14 protein-coding genes are annotated in these 20,922 nt (G+C 67.3%); 8 read left to right on the top strand and 6 right to left on the bottom strand.

The window, feature by feature from the left end:
• Positions 1 to 36: 36 nt before the first annotated feature.
• A complete protein-coding gene (locus tag PX554_RS08045; RefSeq protein WP_275500533.1) occupies positions 37 to 1,578 on the bottom strand; it encodes a CehA/McbA family metallohydrolase in 1,542 nt (513 codons plus the stop codon).
• The gene (locus tag PX554_RS08040; RefSeq protein WP_275500532.1) at positions 1,578 to 4,079 is read right to left on the bottom strand and encodes a TonB-dependent receptor; all 2,502 of its coding nucleotides are present in this window, start codon (positions 4,077 to 4,079) and stop codon (positions 1,578 to 1,580) included. The genes PX554_RS08045 and PX554_RS08040 overlap by 1 nt, the downstream gene beginning before the upstream one ends.
• 329 nt (positions 4,080 to 4,408) lie before the next feature.
• Between PX554_RS08040 and PX554_RS08035 the strand changes: the two genes are divergently transcribed.
• The 7 genes from PX554_RS08035 (at position 4,409) to PX554_RS08005 (ending at position 15,316) form a co-directional block, all read left to right on the top strand.
• Complete coding sequence (locus PX554_RS08035) at positions 4,409 to 4,987, top strand: RNA polymerase sigma factor (protein WP_093224864.1); 579 nt, start codon at positions 4,409 to 4,411, stop codon at positions 4,985 to 4,987.
• On the top strand, positions 4,954 to 5,901 hold the full coding sequence (locus PX554_RS08030) for a FecR family protein (protein WP_093224862.1): 948 nt from the start codon (positions 4,954 to 4,956) through the stop codon (positions 5,899 to 5,901). The genes PX554_RS08035 and PX554_RS08030 overlap by 34 nt, the downstream gene beginning before the upstream one ends.
• Before the next feature lie 143 nt (positions 5,902 to 6,044).
• Complete coding sequence (locus PX554_RS08025; protein WP_275500528.1) at positions 6,045 to 8,798, top strand: TonB-dependent receptor; 2,754 nt, start codon at positions 6,045 to 6,047, stop codon at positions 8,796 to 8,798.
• A gap of 184 nt (positions 8,799 to 8,982) precedes the next feature.
• The gene (locus tag PX554_RS08020) at positions 8,983 to 10,374 is read left to right on the top strand and encodes an efflux transporter outer membrane subunit (protein WP_275500526.1); all 1,392 of its coding nucleotides are present in this window, start codon (positions 8,983 to 8,985) and stop codon (positions 10,372 to 10,374) included.
• Positions 10,371 to 11,444, top strand: coding sequence for an HlyD family secretion protein (locus PX554_RS08015; protein WP_093224856.1), 1,074 nt, complete (start codon positions 10,371 to 10,373; stop codon positions 11,442 to 11,444). Before PX554_RS08020 ends, PX554_RS08015 begins: the two co-directional genes overlap by 4 nt.
• Positions 11,441 to 14,179 carry a ribosome-associated ATPase/putative transporter RbbA gene (gene rbbA / locus PX554_RS08010; RefSeq protein WP_275500523.1) on the top strand — a complete coding sequence of 913 codons (2,739 nt, stop codon included), beginning with the start codon at positions 11,441 to 11,443 and terminating at the stop codon, positions 14,177 to 14,179. Before PX554_RS08015 ends, rbbA begins: the two co-directional genes overlap by 4 nt.
• A 54-nt stretch (positions 14,180 to 14,233) precedes the next feature.
• Complete coding sequence (locus PX554_RS08005) at positions 14,234 to 15,316, top strand: ABC transporter permease (RefSeq protein WP_093225081.1); 1,083 nt, start codon at positions 14,234 to 14,236, stop codon at positions 15,314 to 15,316.
• A gap of 69 nt (positions 15,317 to 15,385) precedes the next feature.
• On the opposite strand, the gene gyrB is transcribed toward PX554_RS08005, so the two are convergent.
• The 3 genes from gyrB to PX554_RS07990 all read right to left on the bottom strand — a co-directional run bounded on the left by gyrB (position 15,386) and on the right by PX554_RS07990 (position 19,301).
• Positions 15,386 to 17,899, bottom strand: a complete 2,514-nt coding sequence (gyrB, locus tag PX554_RS08000) for a DNA topoisomerase (ATP-hydrolyzing) subunit B (protein ID WP_093225079.1) — start codon at positions 17,897 to 17,899, stop codon at positions 15,386 to 15,388.
• A 62-nt stretch (positions 17,900 to 17,961) separates the two neighbouring features.
• On the bottom strand, positions 17,962 to 18,624 hold the full coding sequence (locus PX554_RS07995) for an HAD family hydrolase (RefSeq protein WP_093224853.1): 663 nt from the start codon (positions 18,622 to 18,624) through the stop codon (positions 17,962 to 17,964).
• Positions 18,621 to 19,301, bottom strand: a complete 681-nt coding sequence (locus tag PX554_RS07990; protein WP_093224852.1) for a YggS family pyridoxal phosphate-dependent enzyme — start codon at positions 19,299 to 19,301, stop codon at positions 18,621 to 18,623. Before PX554_RS07990 ends, PX554_RS07995 begins: the two co-directional genes overlap by 4 nt.
• A 22-nt stretch (positions 19,302 to 19,323) precedes the next feature.
• On the opposite strand from PX554_RS07990, the gene PX554_RS07985 reads away from it, so the two are divergent.
• Positions 19,324 to 19,950, top strand: a complete 627-nt coding sequence (locus tag PX554_RS07985) for a thiamine phosphate synthase (RefSeq protein WP_093224850.1) — start codon at positions 19,324 to 19,326, stop codon at positions 19,948 to 19,950.
• Positions 19,951 to 19,977: 27 nt separating this feature from the next.
• Here PX554_RS07985 and PX554_RS07980 read toward each other — a convergent pair whose 3' ends face one another.
• Positions 19,978 to 20,661: a hypothetical protein gene (locus tag PX554_RS07980; RefSeq protein ID WP_338061576.1), complete on the bottom strand. Its 684-nt coding sequence runs from the start codon at positions 20,659 to 20,661 to the stop codon at positions 19,978 to 19,980.
• Positions 20,662 to 20,922 lie beyond the last annotated feature (261 nt).

Genomic DNA, 20,922 nt, shown 5'->3' with positions numbered 1-20,922 from the left:
TCGCGCCGCCCGGCCGTCCGCTCAGATGCGAGAGCTTCAGCCGGATACGGGCCCGGCCGATGCCACGTAGATCGGATTGCCGATGAGGATAAGGCGGCCTTGCGCGTCGCGGACTTGGGCGCTGATCCAGTGCGGGCGGCCGTCGGCGCGCCACGGCGCGAACGTCGGAGAACGCCCGCCGCCAAACGCCGCGCGATATGCGGTATCGGCCGCGCCATCGATCACGAGTTGCACCGCGCCGTCGGCCACGCCCTTGAGATCGACCGCGAAGCGGACCGAGCCGCCGCGCGGCAGGTGCAGCGTCTCGCCCATCACCGCGTGCCGCTTCCCGGACACCGCCGACAGATCGAGGAGGCGATCGCGCGTGCCGTCGACGTCGACGAACACGCGGCCCGAGCGGATGCCCGCCAGCAGTCCGTGTACCGACAGTTCGGGCATATAGACGACGGTGGTGGGGCTGCCCACCGCGCCGGCTTCGCGCGCCGGCCGGTCCGCCTCATGGCTGTCGCTGCCGCCGACCGCGGTGACATGGCGCCCGGCGTTGAGCAGTTTCGCCCAATAGCTCAGGCCCTGCAACCTGCCGTCGGCCGACCCGGTCTCGCGCATCGTGCCACCGTTGACGACCTCGACCGAATCTACCGCGCCGTCCGGCAGGCCATCGACCCGCCAGCCGCAGCCCATGCAGATCGCGCCCGATGGGGCGCCGGGATGGTTGATCGAAACGACCCCGCCCTCGCGATGCACCGCGTCGATCCATTTCCGTGCCTGCTCCCAGTTCGGCCCGGTCATGCGGAAATCGAGGAAGTCGGTGGGTCCGAAGACGTTGCCATGCCCCCAGAAGGTCGTGATCTCGCGGCCCGGCACGAGCAGCATCCGGTCGAAAGCACCCTGCAGCTCGCGCAACTGGTTGAATTGCGCGGCGGTGTTATGATCGCTGAGCGCGATGAAATCGAGCCCGCGCGCGGCCGCCGCCTCGACCGTGCGATAGACCGGGCACGGGATGCTCGCGCCCGACTGCGCCTTGCATTTCCCGTCGCTCTCGCCGCTGTGCATGTGCAGATCGCCACGATACCAGCCCGGCTTCGCCGCGATCGGCGCATCGGCGAATTCGGTCACGCTCGGCGCGCGCTCGATGAAGATTTTCGCCGTATAGGGTGCGTGCGCATTCTCGCTGATATTGGGCGCGCCGAGGATCAGGTTCCAGCGCCCCGCCGGCAACGGCCCGGGCAGATAGCCCGGCGTCGCATCCTCGGTGCTGAGCGTCATGTGATCGCGGGTTCCGCCGCTCCAGCCGCGGAACCGCTCGGGATCGCGCAGACCCAGATCGATGACCGAGCGCTGCTCCTTGCCGCCGTAGCTGAAATATATGGTGAGCCGCGTCACCCCCGCCGGAAGATCGAAGGATACGTCGGTATAACGCTCGTAATCGGCGCGGGTCAGGTCGCCCTGGAGCACGCGCCAGGGCGTGCCCGCGTCCGCGCGGGGCGGGGGCGCCCCCGCCTGGCCATCGCGCGCGAGCGCGGGGACGGCCAGGGCGAGAAGCGTGGCGAAGAGGGCGGACGCGGGACGCATCTTCATCAGAACCGGTACATCACGGCCATGCGGAAGTTCCGCCCGATCAGCGGCCGGGCGATGAAGGTGTTGGCGCCGGCATCGCCGTTCTGAACCTCGCCCGCGCGTGGATTGCCTTCGGTGAGGCCCAGCGAGTTGTTGACGTTGTCGATATAGCCATAGAGCGACAGCCTGCTCGAAACGTCGAAGCGCGTGCTGATGTTGACCGTGGCATAAGCCGGCAGCTTCACCGAGTTGGCGGTGTCGACGTAGCGGCCGCCTTCATATTCCCACGAGGCCTGCAGGCGGAAGCGCCCGTCCAGCAGGTTGACGCCCGGCACGAGGCGGAGGCTGACGGTCGGCACGCGGATCAGGCGGTTGCCGTCATAATCGAACGACTTGCCGGCCGCATCGACGTAGGTGAGGCCCTTGTACTTGGGATCTTGCAGCGTGGCCGTGCCCGATAGATCGAACCAGCGTACCGGGCGAACGGTCCCCTCGAGCTCGACGCCGAACGTCTGCGTGTCGGCGAACAGCGCCTCGGTCACCGACGCGCCGGTGTTCAGATCGAACCGGTAGTTGGTGAAGGAGACGTTGTTGTATTTGGTCCAGAAGCCGGTCGCATAAAGCTGCACCAGCGGGCTCGAATATTTCAGCCCGATCTCGCCGAGATCCATCGTCTGGGTGATCGGCTTGGCGGAGGCGCTGGTGATGTAGTTCCCCAGGCTCGGCATGCGATTGGCGGCGGTGAAGCGCGCGAACATGCCGGCGCCGCGCGTGAACTGATAGTCGACGCCCACGGTCCAGGTGGCATGGCTGAACGTATCGTCGTAATTGGCGTAGACACCGCTGCCGGTGATGATCGACGACGTCGCGGGCGTGCCGAGGTTGACCGTCTTCTTGAGCCCGACCGTGCCGCGCGCGGTCATCGTTTCCCACCGCACGCCGCCATCGAGCCGCAGCTTCGGCGTGATCTGCCATTCGTCGGCGAGATAGAGCGCGTTGGTGGTCTGCTCGCCGCGCGCGTCTTCCCACTCATAGCCATATTTGTAGATGCCGTGATCGGTGAAGGTCTTGACGACATTCCCCGCCGCATCGACCGCGACGAGATCGAGCAGGCGGGCATTGTCCCGCACATCGAGCAGCGCGGTCGACGAATAGCGGCTGAAATCCTCGTCGATATGCGCGAAATAATAGCCGAAGGTGATGTCGTGCGTGGTCGAACCCATGTTGAAGCGGTGGGAGACGCGCGTGTCGCTCATGAACTCCTTCACCGGCAGCGTCAGGCCACGCAGACCGCCGATGATGACGAGACCGTTGCCGTTCTGGTTGGCGGTATCGAAGGTCTGGCCCGGCGTGGTCGTATAGCGCAACTGGAGCGCGCTTGCGCCAGGCGCCTGGGCGAGCAGACCGGCTTGCGAGGCGAGCAGGCTCGATGCGCTGAGCAGCGAGTTGGGATATACGCCGTTCCGCTGCGTCTTGCTGTCGTTGTAGCGCGAGGTGTTGGAGATCTTCCAGTCGTCCCACGGTTCGAACTCGAACTTGCCGGTGATCTGGGTCCGCTTCACCTGCGTGCCGACGCTGTTGTCGAAATCATAGATGCTGCCGTCGCCCTCGATCATCTTGATGCGTTCGGTCTCGGGGCCGGCGCCGGTGCCGTAATTGCCGCTGAAGCCGGGCACCGCGCGAATCTTGCCGTCGGCATAGGTGCGCATCGGGATGCCGGTGTAGAAACCGACGATGTCGTCGAGCCGCTTCACGTCGAGGCTGAACTTGGCGCGCTCCCATTCGCGCGACACCGTGGCGCGGATCTGGCCGCCGCGGTTGGCGGTGAAGCCGGGATCACGCACGCCGCCTTCGGACCGGTAGAAGCCGCCCACCGCGAGCTTCCACTCGCCGATCGGCGCGCCCGCCCAGAAGTCCATCCGATACTGGCTGTCCGCGCCGAGCGTGAGCTTGGCGAGACCCTCGGCATGGTCGCCGACCTGGCGCGGGATGAAATTGACCGCGCCCGCCGGCGCGTTCGAATAGAACAGCGAGGCCGGCCCGCCGCGCACGACTTCGATCCGCTCGATCGTTTCGTCGAGGCGGAACACCTGGTCGGCGTTGAGATAGCCGAGCGCCGGATCGTGCTGGACGGGGATGCCGTCCTCCAGCAACTGGATCGAGCCGAAGCCATCGACGGGCACGCCGCGCGCGCGGACGTTGCCGCTCGCTTCGCCGCCCGACGATTCCACCCAAAAGCCGGGCACGGACTTGAGCGCCTCGGTAACGCTGGTCGGCGCTTGCAGGCGCAGCGCCTCCTCGCTGATCCGCGTGACCGAATAGCTCATCTGCGCCTTCGTCCGGTCCTCGGTGCCGGCGCGGCCGGTGACGATGATGTCGTCGGGCTGGCCACCCTGCGCGGGGTATGCGTCGGTGCCGGCCGCTTCGGCCCGCGACGGGACTGGCGCGTCCTGCCCCCATGCAGGCGCGGTGCCCGCGCACAGGATCGCAAGCAGTGATGAGGTCGTCAGCAACAGCTTCATGATATTCCCCCTTGGTTCGTTCAGGCGTCTTCGGCCCGGCGCACGAGGTTCGTGACCGGTCGTTCCGGCGCGCGGGTTGCGCGTCGGTTAAAGCGTTCGATTGTGCTTTCGTGGCGCAGACGGGATCGCGGGCGCTTTCCACTACCGCAGCGCGGAAAAAATTTGGTCGGAGCTCCCGCCTCGCCGGATTTCCGACGTAAGCTACTGACAGTGTGACATTAAAAATATGAGCCGCGCGACAACCCCGCGAGCCGCACTGTCAAGCTTCTGTAACAGCAGCCGCCTAGGCGAAGGGTCGTTCCGGCATTTTCGATAGAGGCGGCGACGATATGGCTTGGCTGCGCGACATCGACATCTGGTTTGCCGACCATGTGTATCCCTATCACGCTCAAACCCGTCGCTACGCGATCAGCTTGGTGCGTCAGCCCGACGAAGCCGAGGAGCTTGTGCAGGAAGCCTATGCGCGGCTGTTCGCGCTCAGCGACTGGGCCGCGATCGCCAATCCGCATGCGTTCACGATGCGGATCGTGCGCAATCTCGCGATCGAGCGGTTCCGGCGTGCCGAGGTGGTCCGGCTCGACCAGAGCGCGATCCTGCACACGCTCGAGATCGCCGACCAGCACCCCACGCCCGACGTGGTGGCGATGGACCGCTCCGAGCTCGACCGCGTCGTGAGCGCGATGCGGGAGATGCCGCCGCGCATGCGCGAAGCCTTGCATCTTCGGCGAATTGAAGGCTTACCCCCGCCCGAAGTAGCGGAAAGAATGGGTATCTGCGTCTCCACGGTGGAAACGCATCTGAACAAGGCGCTGCGGCTGCTGATGCGGACACTCAACCGGCAAGATGCTCGGGCGAAGACGGAACGGGAATTTGGATGGGAGACGCGCGAAAGACGGGAGCGGAGCTGAACGAGCGAGCCATCGACTGGCTGGTGGCGCTCGATTGCGGCACCGCCGACGAACAGGCGTTCGACGCCTGGCGCGCGGCGGACCCCCGGCACGCCGCCGCCTTCGCTCAAGTCGCCGCGACGTGGCGGCGCACCGCCGACCCGCGCCTCGGCCCGCTGCTCGACCAAAGCGTTGAAGACCCGCGCGAACCGGAACCCGTCGTGCAACGCACATGGTCGCGCCGCGCCGCCGTGGGTGGCGTGTTCGCGGCGGTGCTGGGCCTGGGTGCCGGGGGCACGATGCTCGCATGGCCGGCCCGCGCCCATGCCGAGACGGCGGTGGGCGAGCGCCGCTCGATCCGACTGCCCGATGGCAGCCATGCGATGCTCAACACCGACACGCGCATCGCTTGGCGCTTCGGTGACGAACGGACCGTGTGGGTGGAGCGGGGTGAGGTCGCCCTGCTCGTCGGGCCGTCGCGGCAACCCTTCCGTGTCCACAGCGACCCGATCGACGGGCGCTTGAGCACGGGCAGTTACAGCCTGCGGATCGAGCCGACCGGTGGGCGGTTGCTGGTCCTGTCGGGGCAGGCGACGATCGGTGCCGAGACGGTTCGGGCGGGGAACGGTCTCTTCATCAACAATGGCGGCACCGAGATCGCCACGCTATCGCCCGATGCGATCACCAGCGCGACGGCATGGCAGGCGGGCAAGATCGTGTTCGATGGCATGCCGCTCGGTCGGGCGATCACCGAGTTCAACCGCTACCTGCCCGACAAGATCGTGCTTCAGCAGCCCGATCTCGCCACCACGCGGCTGGGCGGCGAATTCCGCACCGACGACCCCGCCAATTTCCTGATCGCGCTGCGCGACGGGTTCGACATCGACAATCGCCGGCAAGGCGACCGGATCTTGCTGTTCCGCAAGCACGATTGACCGGCGACGCTGCGCGACGCGCGACGGTGTGACACGAATCTGTCGCGTACCGCCGCCAGTGACGGCGTATGGGCGTGATTCGCGGTTTTCTCCCCATCATCGGACCACCGGGCCGGCGCGCCCTTTGTCTCGCCGGGGGGGTGATGTGCGGCTTCGCTCCGCCCCTCGCCGCGCCTGCGCGCGCGGCATCGGCCGAACGGTCGGTGCGCTTCGACATTCCCGCGCAGAATCTCGCCGCGACGCTCGACCAGATCGCCCGCCAGTCGGGCGTGCAGATCCTCTATCCTTACACGCTCGCCGCGGCGCGGCGCGGCGGCGCGCTCCATGCGCGGATGACCGTGCGCGCGGCGCTCGACCGGATGTTGCGCGGCAGCGGGCTGACGGTGGTGCGCGTCACCGATCGTCTCGTGATCCTGCACGCGGCGGCAGCGGCGCCATCTCCGCTGAGGCCGTCGAGCGGTCCACGGGGCGCGATGCCAACACCCCCGCCGCTGGTAACGGCGCCGCCGCGCCCCCTTGAAGATATCGTCGTGACCGGACGCGCGAGCGAGGCACCGCTTGACGAGACCGAACTAAGCTACGCGGTCACGCGGCTGGACGCAGCGGCGCTCGCCCGGAAGGGGCCGCAATCGACCGCCGACCTGTTCAAGCAGGTGCCGGGCTTCTGGGTCGAGGCGACCGGCGGCGAAGCGAGCAACAACGTCCGCTCGCGCGGCATCCCGACCGATGGCTATTCGTCGGTCGCGCTGCTCGAGGACGGCCTGCCCGTGCAATATGACGGCGGCCTCGGCTATCTGAACACCGACCAGATCTACCGGGTCGACTCGACGATCGACCGCGCGGAAGCGGTACGCGGCGGCCCCTCGGCGATCTTCATGGCCAACGCACCCGGCGGTAGCCTCAATTTCATCACTCGCACCGGGCTGCGCCACCCCGGCTACACGCTCTCTGTGACAGGCGGCGGCTCCGGATATCAGCGGGTCGACGGCTTCGCCGGCGCGCGTATCGCGCCGAATCTCGGCGTTTCGCTTGGCGGCTTCTATCGCCGCGACGACGGCCTGCGCGATCCGGGGTATCGCGCCGATCAAGGCGGGCAGCTTCGCGCGGGAATCGATTATGACGATGGCCACATCCGACTCGCATTCAACGTCAAGCGGCTCGACGACCGGGTAATCCTCTATCTCCCCGTGCCGCTCCGCTTCGAAGGCAGGGGCGATGTTCGCGCCATTCCCGGCTTCGACCCGCTCCGGGACACGCTGGCCGGGCCGGATACCGAGCACGTCCTCTTCAAGACCGCGAACGGCCCCCGCGACTTCGACCTCTCGAAAGGGACGCGAAGCCGGATCACCTTCTACACGCTGAGCGGTCGGCTGGGGTTGGGCGATCGGGGCGCGCTCGAGCTGAACGCGCGCCTGCGCACCGGCGACACGCTGCGCAACGGGCTGTTCCCGATCGGCCGACCCGTGGCCGGGGGCGACTATCTCGCAAGCGTGCTGCCGCAACTGACGGCGGCATATCCGGCTACCGCCACCGCCGCGCTCCGCTATGCCGACACTGGCGCGCCGTTCCAGCGTGACGGCAACGGCAATGGTCTGGTCGTCGGCGGCAACCTGCTGTCGGTACGGATGCCGATGACCGAGTTCATCGGCGACGCGCGGCTGACCCGCAGCATGGACCGCTTCGGCCACCACGATATCGCGCTCGGCCTGACCTATGCCGACACGCGGCTGGACTTCGCTCGCACGATAGGCACGGTGCTGCTCGACGTGCGCGGCCAGGCGCGCAGGCTCGATGTCGTGGCGCTGGATGCGGCGGGTCGGCGGATCGGCGCGCTCACCGACGGCGGCTTCGTGCGCTATGGCTCGTTGTTCGACAATGTCAGCATCCGCGCGTCGAACATCGCGATATATGCGGCGGACGAGTGGAAGATCGCGCCGCGCTGGCGCATCGATCTGGGCGGACGATGGGAGCGCATCCGGATCGGCGGCGGCGCGGAGGGTAGCATGCCGGTGGATCTCGGCGACCCAGCCACCCTCGCCGACAACGCCGTGCTCACCGGCAATGGCGTCATCGCGCCGATCCGCCGCGCATTCTCGGGCGTCAATGGCACGATCGGACTCAATTTCCGGCCAAGCCAGAGTACCGGCCTGTTCATGCGCCTCACCCGGATCGCGCGATTGCCGGGCGCAACCGATTTCAACAGCTCACCGAATCGCACCGACGACGCGGTCGTGCCGATCACCATGGCGGAAGCGGGCATCATCCTGTCGCGTCCGCACTGGCGCCTGTCCGCCGTCGGTTATGGCACACGGTTCGCGCGCTTGCCGTTCACCGATTTCCGCTTCGATACCGCTTCGAACGCGTATGTCGAACGCACGTCGATCGCGGACACATCGACGATCGGCCTCGAACTGGCCGGGCATGCCGATCTGGCCGGGCCGCTGGCGCTGGACGCGCAAGCGACGCTGCAAGATCCGCGCTACCGCAACTTCAGCTATGTCGAGTTGGTCGGCGCTCAGCCGGTCACCCACGATGCCACCGGCAATCAGTTGATCCGCGTGCCCAGGCTGTCGCTGCGGCTGACGCCGAGCCTTACCCTCCTTGCCGGCAGGCTGCGCGTCGACACCGAGTTCACGCACTATTCCGCACGCTTTTCGGACATCGCCAACACCCAACGCCTGCCGCCCTATTCACTCGTGAACGTCAACGTGAACGCGAAGATCACCGACCATCTCGCATTCGCGTTTCACATCACCAACCTCACCAACACGCTCGGGCTGACCGAGGGCAATCCGAGAGCCGGCGCGTTCGACGCAGGCGGCAGCGGCATCAGCTATTTCCTGGCACGCCCGGAGTTCGGCCGAACGCTGCGGGCGACGTTGCGCGCTTCCTGGTAAGCCGTTCGCGGACCACTCCGCCGCCGCCCGCCGGGTCGAGTCGCCCCCCCGCGCCGCTACGCCCGTGTGATCCGCGAGTCCGTAGTACCCCTAATGTCCGCCATTGCTGCAGCGCGGTAGCTCGACGGTGCAACAAGCTACGGGACGGATCACTTTGGACAGGCGAACGGCAACCGCCTTTGCGATGCTGGCTGCGCTGCTGGCCGCCGGCTGCACGCTGGCGCCCCGGCCAGCCCATCCGGACCTGCCCACGCCGACCCGCTATCCGAGCGTCGCGGCTTCGCCGCCGGGGGCGAGTAGCGCGCGGATCGGCTGGCGCACCTTCTTCGCCGATCCCGAACTCACCGCGCTGATCGAGCGCGCGCTGGCCAACAACCGCGATCTGCGCGCGGCGGCGGCGCGAATCGAGCAAGCACGCGCAGTCGTGCGGATCCGCGGCGCCGATCTCGCGCCGCAGATCAGTGGCTCGCTCGATATGGCGAAGATCGGCGTACCCGACGATTTGGCGATGCTGTTGCGCGACGATACGCTCACCACATATGCGGGTCTGCTCCAGACGCGGTGGGAGATCGACCTGTTCGGCCGGCTGCGCAGCCTGCGTGCGGCGGCGCTGGAACAGTATCTCGCGAGCGCCGAGGCGCGGCGCGGGCTGGCCACCAGCCTGATCGCGCAGGTCGCCGCCGGCTACCTCGCCGATCGCGAATATGCGGAGCGGCTGGCGCTGGCGCGCGACACGCTCGCCAACCGTGAACGCGCGCTCCACCTACTCGAACGTCGCTATCAGGTCGGGTCGGGGTCCAAGGTCGATGTCACGCAGGCAGAGACGCTGCGCACGCAGGCGGCTGGTGAGATTCAGGGTCTGGAACTCGCCCGCGCGCAAAATCTCAACGCGCTGGCGCTGCTGCTGGGCGCGCCCATCGACGCCTCCAGCCTCTCCCACGGCCTCGCACAAGTCGGGCTCGACCAGCCGATCCCCGCCGGCCTGCCCTCCGATCTACTGGCCAACCGGCCCGATATCGCCGCGGCGGAACATCAGCTTCGCGGCGCGGAGGCGAACATCGGCGCAGCGCGCGCGGCCTTTTTTCCAAACATCAGCCTGACCGCGATCGCGGGCAGCAGCAGCGACGATCTTGACGGGCTGTTCGCCAAGGGCACCGGACTCTGGCTGTTCCGCCCCACCCTATCGCTGCCGATCTTCACCGCAGGAAAGCTGCGCGCCAACCTGCGCGGCAGCGAGGCGGCGCGCGACGAACTGCTCGCGGCGTATGAAAAATCGATCCAGTTGGGCTTTCGCGATGTGGCGGACGCACTGGCGCAGCGACGCTGGCTCGCCGACCAGCTCGCCACCACCGAGGCTCTGGTCGCGACGCTCGTCGAACGCGCCCGGCTGTCGCAGCTCCGCTACGATGCGGGCCGGGCCGCCTATCTCGAAGTGCTCGACGCCGAGCGCGACCGCTTCTCTGCCGAACAGAGACGTGTGCAACTCCAGCGCGCGTGGCTGGCGAGCGGCGTCGCGCTGTACGCCGCGCTCGGCGGCGGCTTCCCCGAAACCGAGCCTCAAGGGCGAATTCCATGAACAAGCAAATGAGGACATGGGCGATCCGGCTCGCCATCGCGGCGGTGATCGTCGCCGCGCTGTTGATCGCGCGCATCTATCTGACGCGCGATCGGCTCGGCGAGGGTATCGCGGCAGGCAACGGCCGGATCGAAGCGACCGAAGTCGATATCTCGGCCAAGGCGCCCGGACGCATCCGCACGATCCTCGCCGAGGAGGGGCAGGAGGTGAAGGCTGGCCAGATCCTCGCCACGGTCGATGTCGATTCGCTGGAGGCGCAACGCGCCCAGGCACAGGCGCAGACGCTCGCGGCGCAGACCGCCGTGCAATCGGCGCAGGCACAGGTCGCGCAGGCGCTGGGCCAGCGTGGCGCGGCGCTCGCCCAGCTTTTCGCGCGCGAGACCGATCTCGACACCGCCCGGCAGCATCTGCGCCGTTCGACCACGCTCGCCGCCGAAGGCGCGACGCCGCAGCAGGAGCAGGACGATGACCGCGCGCGTCTGCGGAGCGCCAGTGCCGGCACCGACGCGGCGCGCGCGCAGCTCGCGGCGATCGATGCCGCGGTCGCGACGGCGCGCGCGCAGGTGAACGGCGCCCGGGCCAATGCCGAAGCGGCACGAGCGACGATTCGCCGGATCGACGCCGACATCGGCGACGCGGTGCTGCGCGCGCCGCGTTCGGGCCGGATTCAATATCGCATCGCCGAACCCGGCGAGGTGGTCGGCGCGGGCGGCAAGGTGCTCAACATGATCGACCTGAGCGATGTCTATTTGACCTTCTTCCTGCCGGAGCAGGCGGTGGGCAAGGTCGGGTTGGGTGACGAGGCGCGGATCGTGCTCGATTCGGCGCCGGGCCGCGTGATTCCGGCGCGCATCTCCTTCGTCGCCGACGTCGCGCAGTTCACGCCCAAGACGGTCGAAACCAGGGACGAGCGCCAGAAGCTGATGTTTCGCGTGCGCGCCTCGATCGCGCCTGAGCTGCTCGCCCGGTTCCACAATCTCGTGAAATCGGGGATGCCGGGGATGGCCTATGTGCGGATCGATCCCGCCAAGCCCTGGCCCGCGAAGCTCGCGCTGACGCCCGCCAAATGAGCGGTTACGCCGCCCGTCTTTCCGGCGTGCGCCTGCGCTTCGGCGACACGGTGGCGCTCGATGGCGTCGATCTCGATCTGCCGGCCGGCAGCACGGTGGCGATGGTCGGGCCGGACGGGGTGGGCAAGTCGAGCCTGTTCGCGCTGGTCGCCGGGGCGCGCGCGATCGAGGAGGGAACGGTGGAGGTGCTCGGCGGCGACATGGCCGACGCCAGGCACCGGCAGCGTGTCTGCCCGCGCATCGCCTATATGCCGCAGGGGCTCGGCAAGAATCTGTACCCCACCCTCTCGGTTTTCGAGAACATCGACTTTTTCGCGCGGCTGTTCGGTCAGGGCCGCGCGGAGCGCGAGCGCCGGATCGACCAGTTGCTCGACGCGACCGGACTCGCGCCGTTCCGCACCCGCCCCGCCGGCAAGCTCTCCGGGGGCATGAAGCAGAAGCTCGGGCTATGTTGCGCGCTGATCCACGATCCCGACCTGCTGTTGCTCGATGAACCGACCACGGGCGTCGATCCGCTGTCGCGGGTTCAGTTCTGGGAGCTGATCGACCGCATCCGCGCGAGCCGGCCAGGGATGAGCGTGCTGATCGCTACCGCCTATATGGAGGAGGCCGCCCGCTTCGATCAGCTCGTCGCGATGGACGCCGGCCGCGTGCTGGCGATCGGCACCGCCGCCGATCTGCGCGCGCGCACCGGCGCCGCCACGCTGGAGGAAGCGTTCATCGCGCTGCTCCCCGAGGCGCGGCGCCGCGAGCATCGCGCCGTGACGATCCCGCCGCGTGACCGCGCGCTGAATGGCACACCGGCGATCGAGGCGCGTGGCCTCACCAAGCGTTTCGGTGATTTCACGGCGGTCGATCACGTCGATTTCCGCATCGAACGCGGCGAAATCTTCGGATTCATCGGCTCGAACGGCTGCGGCAAGACAACGACGATGAAGATGCTGACAGGGCTGCTCCCCGCGAGCGAGGGCGAGGCGCTGCTGCTCGGCCGCGCTGTCGATCCGCGCGATATCGAGACGCGCAAACGGGTCGGGTACATGTCACAGAGTTTCTCGCTCTATGCCGAGTTGACGGTGCGGCAGAATCTCGAACTGCACGCGCAGTTGTTCCACGTGACCAAGGCGCACATCCCCGCGCGCGTCGCCGAGATGGCGGAGCGTTTCGGTCTTGCCGAACTCATGGAGACGTATCCGGACAGCCTGCCGCTCGGTCAGCGCCAGCGGCTCAGCCTGGCCGTGGCGATGATCCACGCGCCCGAGATACTGATCCTCGACGAGCCGACCTCTGGCGTCGATCCAATCGCGCGTGACGCCTTCTGGCAGATGATGGCCGATCTCGCGCGCAAGGACGCCGTGACCATCTTCATCTCCACCCATTTCATGAACGAAGCCGAGCGATGCGATCGCATCGCGCTGATGCACATGGGCAAGGTGCTGGCGGCCGATACGCCGGCGGAGGTGGTGCGGGCGAGCGGCGCGAGCGATCTCGAAGCGGCCTTTATCGGCCACCTCCGCCGCATCGGCGGCGTGGATGCGGACGGCGCCGCCCTCGCCCCCGCGCCGACGGTGCCGATCGCGGCGGCCAACCGCCCCGAGGCGCGACCGCGCCCGTTCAGCCTGCGCCACATGCTGAGCTACAGCCGGCGCGAGGCGCTGGAACTGCGCCGCGATCCGATCCGCGCGACGCTGGCGCTGCTCGGCAGCATCTTCCTCATGTTCATCATGGGCTACGGGATCAGCCTCGATGTCGAGAACCTCAGCTTCGCCGTGCTCGATCGCGATGGAACGACGACCAGCCAGAATTATGCGCTCAATCTCGCCGGTTCACGCTATTTCGTCGAACATGCGCCGGTGCACGGCTATGCCGAACTCGATCGGCGGATGCGCGACGGCGAGTTGAGCGTCGTCCTGGAGCTGCCCGAGCATTTCGCGCGCGACATCCGCCGCGGCACCCCGGTCTCGGTCGGCATCTGGGTCGATGGCTCGATGCCGAGCCGGGCGGAAACCGTGCTCTCCTACGTCCAGGCGATGCATGTGTCGTGGCTGTCCGACTTCGCGATGCGCGAACTCGGCGTGCGCCCCGCGCTGGGGCTCGCTACGATCGAGACGCGCTACCGCTACAATCCGGACGTCGCCAGCCTGGTCGCGATCGTCCCCGCCGTGATCCCGATCCTGCTGTTGTTGATTCCGGCGATGCTGACGGCGCTGAGCGTGGTGCGCGAAAAGGAACTGGGGTCGATCGTCAATCTCTACGTCACCCCCGTCACCCGCACGGAGTTCCTGCTTGGAAAGCAGCTTCCTTATGTGGTGCTCGCGATGCTCAACTTCGCGCTGCTCACCGTCCTCGCGGTGACGGTGTTCGGCGTCCCGATCAAGGGCAGCCTGTTCGCGCTGACGGTCGGCGCGCTGCTGTTCGTCCTCTGCTCCACCGCAATCGGGCTGATCTGCTCGACCTTCCTACGCAGCCAGATCGCGGCGATCTTCGGGACCGCGATCATCACCATCGTGCCGGCGGTACAATTCTCCGGCATGCTGACCCCGGTCGCCTCGCTCGAAGGATCGGGGCGCTTCGTCGGCGAGATCTACCCCGCCACCCATATCCTCACCATCAGCCGCGGCATCTTCTGCAAGGCGCTGGGGATCAGCGATCTGCCGAGCGCCTTTCTCGCGCTCGCCATCACCGCGCCGATCCTGATGGCCGCCGGCATCGCGCTGGTCCGCAAGCAGGAGCATTGAGCGGTGAACCCGGCGAAGACGACCGCGAATATCTGGCGGCTCGGCATCAAGGAGATGCGGAGCCTGTGGCGCGACCGGATGATGGTCGGGCTGATCCTGTGGGCCTTCACCGGATCGGTGTATGTGGCCGCGACGGGCATCCCCGAGACGCTCAACAAGGCACCGATCGCCATCGTCGATGAGGACGGCTCGCAGCTCTCGCAGCGAATCCGAAGCGCCTTCTACCCGCCCTACTTCAACGCGCCGGCGGTCATCTCGCAGCGCCAGGTCGATGCCGCGATGGACCAGGGCTTCTACACGTTCGTGCTCGACATCCCGCCCGATTACCAGCGCGACCTGCTTGCGGGACGGGCACCCACGATCCAGCTCAATGTCGATGCGACGCGAATGGCGCAGGCCTTCTCCGGCAACGCCTATGTCCAGCAGATCGTCAATACCGAGGTCGCGACCTTCGCCACGCGCAACGGCCGCGCGAACCCGCTCCCGGTCGATGTGGCGGTGCGTTCGCGGTTCAATCCCAACCTGACCGCGCTGTGGTTCGGCGCGGTGATGCAGGTCATCAATCACGTCACGCTGCTCTCGATCATCCTGACCGGCGCCGCGCTGATCCGCGAGCGCGAGCACGGCACGGTGGAGCATCTGCTGGTGATGCCGATCACGCCCTTCGAGATCATGGCCGCGAAAGTGTGGTCGATGGCGCTGGTGGTGCTGATCGCGACCTGGTTCTCGCTCATGCTGATCGTTCAGGGCGCGATGCACGTGCCGATCGCGGGATCGATCGCGCTGTTCCTGGTCGGCGCGGCGGCGCACCTGTTCGCGACCACCTCGATGGGAATCTTCCTCGGCACTTTCGCGCGCTCGATGCCTCAGTTCGGCCTGCTGGTGATCCTCACGATCGTGCCGCTGGAGCTGCTGTCGGGCGGCAGCACCCCGCGCGAGAGCATGCCGCAATTCGTGCAGGACGTGATGCTCGCGGCGCCCACCACGCATTTCGTCCGGCTCGCGCAAAGCATCCTCTACCGGGGTGCCGACATCGGCGTGGTGTGGCCGCAGTTGCTCGCGATCCTCGCGATCGGCGCGACCTTCTACACGATCGCGCTGGCCCAGTTCCGCAAGGCCATCAACACCATGGCCTGACCGTCGCGTGCAAACGGCACGCCGGGCGCGGGATGGCCCCGCATCCGGCGCACACCATCACCCCGGTTCTCAGACGTCGAGATTGGCGACGTTGAGCGCATTCTCCTGGATGAACTCGCGGCGCGGCTCGACGACATCGCCCATCAGCCGCGTGAAGATCTCGTCGGCGATATCGACCTGCTCGACCTCGACGCGCAGCATCGAGCGATTCTGCGGGTCGAGCGTGGTCTCCCACAATTGCTCCGGGTTCATCTCGCCGAGACCCTTGTAGCGCTGGATCGAAAGCCCCTTGCGGCCCGCCGCCAGAATCGCTTCGAGCAGTTGCGAGGGTCGGGCGACCATCGCCTCTCCCTTGCCGACCGCGACCGGCGCGGCCTCCGCGTCGCCGTCAGACGACGGTTCGGCTTCCGCCGCAACGGCGGCGGCGCGCGAGGGCACCAGCCGCGCGGTGCGCGCATACTCGCTCGCCTGTTCGGACGCGAGCGCATGCAGCTTGCGCGCCTCCGCCGACACCAGGAACGCCGCTTCGAGGACGTGGTGATCGGTCACGCCGCGCCACCAGCGCTTGAAGTGGATGCCGCCCTCCTCGCTGACCTCGGCCGACCAGCGCGCTTCGGGATCGCCTGCGTCGAGCGCCGCGACGACGTCCTCGACCCGCGCGGCGCGAGTCGCGACGTCGAGCGTCGGATCGAGCGCGCCGACCAGCGCGAGCGCCTCGACAATGGTTGGATCGTAGCGGCGCGGCACATAGCGCATCAGCGTCCGCATCCGCCGCGCATGATCGACCAGCGCGCGCAGATCGGCGCCGGAGCGCGACCCGCCCGCGCCCTCCAGCACGCTCGCCGCGACGCCGTTCTCGACCAGATAGTCGTCGAGCGCGGGATCGTCCTTGAGATAGACTTCCGATCGCCCGCGCGTCGCTTTGTAGAGCGGCGGCTGCGCGATGTAGAGGTGTCCGGCTTCGATGATCTTCGACATGTGCCGGTAGAAGAAGGTCAGCAGCAGGGTGCGGATATGCGCGCCATCGACGTCCGCGTCCGTCATGATGACGATCTTGTGATAGCGCAGCTTCTCGATGTTGAACTCGTCGAGGATGCCTGTACCCATCGCCTGGATCAGCGTACCGATCTCGCGGCTCGAAATCATCCGGTCGAAGCGCGCACGCTCGACGTTGAGGATCTTGCCCCGCAGCGGCAGGATCGCCTGGAAATGGCGGTCGCGGCCTTGCTTCGCCGAGCCGCCCGCCGAATCGCCCTCGACGAGGAACAGTTCGGACTTGGCGGGATCACGCTCCTGGCAGTCGGCGAGCTTGCCGGGCAGTGAGGCGATGTCCATCACGCCCTTGCGCCGAGTGAGCTCGCGCGCCTTTTTCGCGGCTTCGCGCGCCGCGGCGGCATCGATGATCTTGGCGACGATCGCCTTGCCGTGCGCGGGATTCTCTTCGAGCCACTCGGCGAGCTTGTCGGCCATCAGCGATTCGAGCGGCTGGCGCACCTCGGACGAGACCAGCTTATCCTTGGTCTGCGACGAGAATTTCGGGTCGGGCAGCTTGACCGAGACGATCGCGGTGAGCCCCTCGCGCATATCGTCGCCGGTGAGCGTCACCTTCTCCTTCTTCAGCAGCCCGCTCTTATCGGCATAGGAATTGAGCGTGCGCGTCAGCGCCGCGCGGAACGCCGCGAGATGGGTGCCGCCGTCGCGCTGCGGGATGTTGTTGGTGAAGCAGAGGACGTTTTCGTAATAGCTGTCGTTCCATTCGAGCGCGACGTCGATCGTCACGTCGTCGCGCGTGCCGGCGATCGCGACCGGCTCGGGCATCAGCGCCTGCTTGTTGCGATCGAGATACTTCACGAACGCGGCGATGCCGCCCTCGTAGAACAATTCGACCGTCTTGATGTCCTCGTGCCGCGCGTCGGTGAGGAACAGCCGCACGCCGGAATTGAGGAACGCCAGTTCGCGGTAGCGATGTTCGAGCTTGTCGAAATCGAACTCGGTGATCTTGAAGGTGGCGGGCGACGGGAAGAAGGTGACGCGCGTGCCCTTCTTGCCGTTGGCATCGCCGACGACCTTGAGCGGCGCCACCGCATCGCCGAACGCGAAACGCATGTAATGTTCCTGCCCGTCGCGCCAGATCGTCAAATCGAGCCACTCGGACAGCGCATTGACCACCGAAACGCCGACGCCGTGCAGACCGCCCGAGACCTTATAGGCATTGTCGTCCGAGGTGTTCTCGAACTTACCGCCGGCGTGGAGCTGGGTCATGATGACCTCGGCGGCCGACACGCCTTCCTCGCTATGGATGCCGGTCGGGATGCCGCGACCGTTATCCTCCACCGAGACCGAGCCATCGGCGTTCAAGGTGATGTCGATCCGGTCGCAATGCCCGGCGAGCGCCTCGTCGATCGCGTTGTCGGACACTTCGAACACCATGTGGTGCAGACCCGAGCCATCGTCGGTGTCGCCGATATACATGCCGGGTCGCTTGCGAACCGCGTCGAGGCCCTTGAGAACCTTGATCGAGTCAGCGCCATATTCGTTGGGATTGGATGGCTGGCCGGGGGCGGCGGAAGTCGGTGTCGTCATGGCGAGCATATAGGGATTCGCGCCCGCAAACGGAAGCGAAATGGCGAATCGCCGCTGGCGGGTCAGCCGATGAGGCGGGCGACCTCGTTGAAGTCCGACGCAACCGCGCGGACGCCCAGCGCGCGGAGCCGTTCGGCATGGTCGGGCGAACAATGGCTGCCACCGCAGAAACCGATCACGAACGCACCAGACGCGACCGCGCCGGTCGCGCCGACGATCGAATCCTCGAGAATCGCGGTGCGCGTGATGTCCACGCCGATCGCCGCCGCGGCATGATAATAGAGATCAGGAGCGGGCTTGCCACGCGCGACATGCTCCTTGCCCGAGTAGAGGTGGTCGCCGAACGCCTCGCGCAGGCCGATATGATCGAGGTGGCGCGCGATCCACGCGGTCGAACTCGACGAGGCGATCGCCTTGGGAAGCTCTTCGGGAAGCGCTTGGACGAACGCCACCGCGCCTGCCACGGCGTCGATACCCGCCGCCATCACGCGCGCATCCTCAATGCGGCGCGCGGCGTGATAGTCTTCGCCCAGCGTCGCGCCGATATGCGTCTCGATCGCATCGATGAAGCTGCGGCCGGACAGACCCATGAAGCGCGCCATCGCTTCTTGGCGCGAAATCGTGTGGCCGATACTGTTGAGATAGTCGGCGAGATGCGCGTTGCCGATCGATTCGCTCTCGATCAGCACGCCATCGAAGTCGAAAATGATGCCGTCGAATTTCATGCGCGTGCTCCAAACAGCGCGCTGCCGACGCGGACATGCGTCGCCCCAAGCGTGACCGCGGTTTCGAAGTCGGCCGACATGCCCATGCTCAGCCCGGCAAGTCCATGATCACGTGCGAGCTTGGCGAGCAGCGCGAAATAGGGCGCAGGCTCGACGTCCGCTGGCGGCACTGCCATCAGGCCGGCGACTGGCAGGCCGGCGGCACGTGCCTCGGCGAGCAATGCGGGTAGATCCGCGACCGCGCAGCCGCCCTTTTGCGGCTCATCGCCCATATTGACCTGCAGGAAGCAGTCGGGACGCCTGTCCTGCCGGTCCATCGCCTTGGCGAGCGCCGCGATCAGCGATGGCCGATCGACCGAATGGATCGCATCGAACAAGGCGACCGCGTCGTCGGCCTTGTTCGACTGGAGCTGGCCGACCAGGTGGAGCCTGATGTCGGGCCAGCGTTCGCGAAGCGGGGGCCATTTCGCCTCGGCCTCCTGCACGCGATTTTCGCCGAACACACGCTGCCCGGCGGCGAGCAGCGGCTCTATCGCCTCGGCGGGGTACGTCTTGGAAACCGCGATAAGCGTGACATCCCCCGGCTCTCTGCGCGCGAGGCGCGCGTTGTGTTCGATCGCCGCTTGGATGGCGGCAAGGGCGGCAACGGGGGCGGAGACGGGATCGTCGGATGACATCGGCGGCGCTATAGGCTGTGAAATGCGTGCCCGCCACCCCGTCCCCACGCTCTGGCTGATGACCGACGAGCGGCTCGGCGATGGCATGTGGGACGCGGTCGGGCGGCTGCCGCGCGGGGCGGGAATCGTGTTCCGGCACTATGCCACCCCCCTGCCCGAGCGGCGCGCGCTGTTCTCAAGCCTGTCGCGAATCGCACGACGGCGCGGGCTGGTGCTGCTGCGCGCCGGCGACGAGCGGTTGGCGGGGCACGAACGCGGCGTACATAATGGCCGCGCAGCGAACCTTTCGACGCGGTCCGCGCACACGCGCCGCGAGGCGCTGGCCGCATGCCACATGGGCGCGGCGGCGATCTTCGTTTCGCCCGTTTTCGCGACCCGCTCACACCCCGGCGCGCCGGCGCTCGGGCCGCTACGCGCGGCTGCCATTGGACGCGGGCTGGGCGTGCCGGTGATCGCGCTTGGCGGCATGAACGCCCGCCGGTTCGCCCGCCTGCGGGCGCTCGGCTTTCATGGCTGGGCGGCGATCGATGCGTGGAGCCTATCTCCGCACACCGGCGCCTCCGCGTGCAATATCGGTTCACGCGGAACCGCGGAGGCGCCGAGAGAAGAAGGGTATGGCGCTACGTGCGCTTCCGTCGCCAACAATTGAATAATAGCGGTCTTGGAACGGCTCCGCTTAGAAGCGGAAGGCGGTGCCGATATAGACGGCCTGGCTATCATGCCGATCGACGTTCAGATCGGCCAGCCGATCGCTACGCTCGGCCTTGTAGCGCACGCCCGCCGTCACATCGAGATTGCGCGTCAGCCGGTATGAACCGCCGACATCGACCGAATAGACCGGCGCTTCCTCGATCAGCTTCGGCCCGCCCGGCAGCGCGCGGTCGGCGCCCGCCTTGACCTGACCGCTAAACCGCTTGCCCGAATAGCTCACGCCCACATCGGCGGATTCGCGGCTGCCCGGCATCCCGGCGAGATCGACCTTGGCCATATCGCCCGACAAAGCGAACCGGCGCCAGCCGACCGCGACGCCGAGATTATACGCGATCGGCGCCAATGCCACGGTGTTCGCCGTGCCGTCGCCGGCGCGGTCCGCCGTCACCGCACCGCGCACCGAACGCGCCTGCACCGCCACGGTCACCGCGCGACTGCCAGCACGCCGAGAATCGGCGGGCGTGAAGCGGAAGCCCGAAGGATCGAGACCGCCGCGCGCGAAAATCGCCGCCAGCCGCGGGTCTGCGGAGGCAGGCGTGAATCCACCGATGCCATGCAATACCGGCACAGCCGCGCGCGCAACGCGCGCCTTGGCATCGTCCGATGCACCGATCGCCGGCGCCGCGACGAGACCGACGGCGACAAGCACCCCCAACCCAATCCCAGACAGCAGCCGAGTCGAAATCACCGGAAAACCCCGTCGTCCCTGCACCAGACACGGCCCCGCGCCATGCCTGTTCTTATCAGTTAGAACGCGCCTATCACGATTCCATCCCCGGCTGCCACTATCTTGACTCAATTTATCCGCCATGTGGCGCTCGGGACACAGCCGGAGACCGGTGCGCGGCTTGCGGCTGGCTCGGCATAATCTATAGAGACACTCTCCTTCATGACCACGCTCAGGAAACCG

The organism is Sphingomonas pollutisoli, from assembly GCF_029167165.1.
Classification (GTDB): Bacteria; Pseudomonadota; Alphaproteobacteria; order Sphingomonadales; family Sphingomonadaceae; genus Sphingomonas; species Sphingomonas pollutisoli.
The sequence above is the reverse complement of the archived record's forward strand: the minus strand, read 5'-3'. Positions and strand labels throughout refer to the sequence as shown.